This window comes from Ensifer sp. ENS11 (assembly GCF_014851895.1).
GTDB classification, from domain to species: domain Bacteria; phylum Pseudomonadota; class Alphaproteobacteria; order Rhizobiales; family Rhizobiaceae; genus Ensifer; species Ensifer canadensis.
In genome coordinates, this window is record NZ_JACVAN010000046.1 from 1 (window position 1) to 2,518 (window position 2,518).

The 2,518-nt window shown below is 58.7% G+C and carries 3 protein-coding genes; 1 reads left to right on the forward strand and 2 read right to left on the reverse strand.

All coding sequences use genetic code 11. From position 1 onward, the window contains the following. Window positions 1–1,466, forward strand: a 1,466-nt coding sequence (locus tag IB264_RS34115) for an AsmA family protein (RefSeq protein ID WP_192435360.1), incomplete at its 5' end; no start/stop codon positions are given. Window positions 1,467–1,542: 76 nt separating this feature from the next. Here the strand turns inward: IB264_RS34115 and IB264_RS34120 are convergent. Together IB264_RS34120 and IB264_RS34125 are read right to left on the reverse strand one after the other, a co-directional pair. After that, window positions 1,543–1,776 (reverse strand): hypothetical protein, encoded by a 234-nt coding sequence (locus IB264_RS34120; protein ID WP_158407887.1) that lies wholly within the window; start codon window positions 1,774–1,776, stop codon window positions 1,543–1,545. A 557-nt stretch (window positions 1,777–2,333) separates the two neighbouring features. Continuing rightward, on the reverse strand, window positions 2,334–2,518 hold a 185-nt coding region (locus IB264_RS34125), incomplete at its 5' end, for an aldehyde dehydrogenase family protein (RefSeq protein ID WP_192435362.1).

Sequence of the window (2,518 nt, forward strand, 5' to 3'; positions counted from 1 at the left end):
TGCGTATGCCGGGAGCGGCTCTTTCGCTTGATGGCAAAGCGGCCATTCCGAACGGCTATGCCGGCAAGCTGATTTTTTCGACAGCGGACGTTCGCGGGTTCCTTGGCTGGCTTGGACAGAGCGGCCCTGACAACATCGACCTATTTGCGTTCAACGGTGATGTCAGCGCGAGCCCGGCGAGCGTTCAGTTCGAAAGTGCCACTTTGTCCGTCAATGGTGTCGAGGGGACCGGGAGTGGATCTGTCCAATTCACGACACCATTGAAGATATCCAGTGCCCTCAAGTTCGCACAGTTAGATTTTGCGCGCCTCGCCGGCGCGCGCTCGCCTGAACCTCAATCGAAGGCGCGGGGAGCTGGTCCTGCGCCCGACGCTCCGTTGGATTTCTCCTCGCTTCGATTGATCGACGCATCGATTAGTGTCAACGCTGATAAACTTGGATACGGCAACGTATTTGCAGGGCCGGTGGCAACCACTCTTACCGTTGCCGATGGAGTCGCAAGTCTCAGCCTTCCTGAAAGCCCGTTCTATGGCGGCCATATTACCGCAAGCCTGAGGGCCGACGGCTCAGGGTCGGAACCGTCGATTGCTTTAAACGCCTCGATCGCGGGCGCTTCGGCGGCGCCGCTTCTGACTGACATGGCAGGCTTCAGACATCTTGAAGGCGCGCTGCAGGCCAAGCTCGACATAACGGGAGCTGGCAGCACGACTGGCACACTCAAACAATCGCTTCAAGGCAGCGCGGATGTCCGATTTTCCGATGGCGCCATCCGCGGCATCGATATCGCCGACGCCTATAACAACCTCGTTGGCTTGATGTCGTCGGGCTTCAAGCAGAATGAAAGCCAAGCGACAGGGTTCACTGAACTCAGTGCCTCGTTTGCCGTTGATAGCGGCGTTGCGCGAACCGAGGACATCAAGCTAATCGGCCCGCTCGTGCGCATGAACGGGACCGGGGAGGCAAACCTTTCGGACGGACAGCTGAAGTTTCGCCTCGATCCGCGGGTGGTCGCATCGCTGGAGGGACAGGGCGCCGAGATCGCAACCGAGGGAATCGGAGTGCCGGTCCTGATCGAGGGGCCATTTGCCGGTCCTCACATATATCCCGATCTGTCGGGACTTTTGAAGAACCCCACCGCTGCATTGGCGACACTGAAGAAGTTCGGACTGCCGGCCGACAAGCTGCGGATCGATGACCTGCTCACCGGCAAAGCGACTGGAGGATCCTTGCGCGACATCGTCGGCGGCGACATCGACAATTCCCTTAAAGGCGAGCGAAACCAACTTTCTATCGAGGAGATCATTGACGGCAATGTGGCGCAGAGCGACAAGGCGCCGCCGGACCAGCAAGCCGACGAAGACCCCGCTACTCTCGAACCCGCGGCCAGACAACCGGTCCCTGGAGCGGAGCAGCCCGATCAGGACGCGGGCACGTTGGGAAATCTGTTCAACCGGCTTCTGCAATAGAGAAACATCGCAGGGTCCGGATTGTTGCAGTTCCCGGGCGTGGAGACATAACCATCCTCCGCAGCCCCGTGCCTGGTCAAGCCGTTCCCATGCGCCTGGTAATTTTAAAGCTCCCATTTCCGTCGAAGCGGATCAGCCGTCCACGCACAGACGCTGGCGACACGTTCAGTTCTTCAGCAGCATCGACGAATGGAGCATGTAGTTGTTGCAGTCGAAGGGCACCGGGAACGGGTTGAACTCCAACATCGTTGACTAATAATTCGGCGAGCGTGGTTGCCAATACAGTGACGGCCAGCGCGGGTAGTACCATGACAGTTCTGTGACGGATCGTCATCTAATGACCGATTGAAAATTTGGTCGCGAGGCGAAAAACCGGACGACTTGGACCGCTTCCTGAGCATACCAATCCGACAAAGCGAACTCGCGGCTGGCCATCCGCCCCGAGCATGACGGGTGATCTGACAGCACCTCGTCCTACTCACCAACCAAATGCCCGGCAAGGGACGTCTTGTCTCGCATGCCCCGGTTGTTCGGGCAGTCCCACTCGATACATTACGCGATCTCTTGAGCCCAAACCGAGAACATCTGTCCTGTTGTCGAAATGGCCGCTGGGCTCAACAACAAAGCAAACTGCGGTCGAATGTTCTCTGATCGCGACGACGCTATGGCACAAGCCTCGCAACTCTTCACCTCGATGCGTTGAGCTTCAGGTTGTTGCAATAGGCCTTCGCGAGCGCACATGAAAGCGGCTCAGCCCTAGCCACATCCGCAGCGATGGTTGCGATGAGTCCTGCCAAGCCACTGTTTTTCGCTTCATCTCGCAAGGCTCGTCTGGGTGAACCACGATGTTCCCTGCCGAGCCATCGCTCAAGCCAGGGTGTATGCCGTCTTGACGGTTGTGTAGAACTCGGCGGCATAGCGACCTTGCTCGCGCGAGCCATGGGAGGAGCCCTTGCGGCCACCGAAGGGCACGTGGAAATCGACGCCGGCGGTCGGCAGGTTGACCATCACCATGCCGGCCTCGGCATTGCGCTTGAAATGCGTCGCATGTT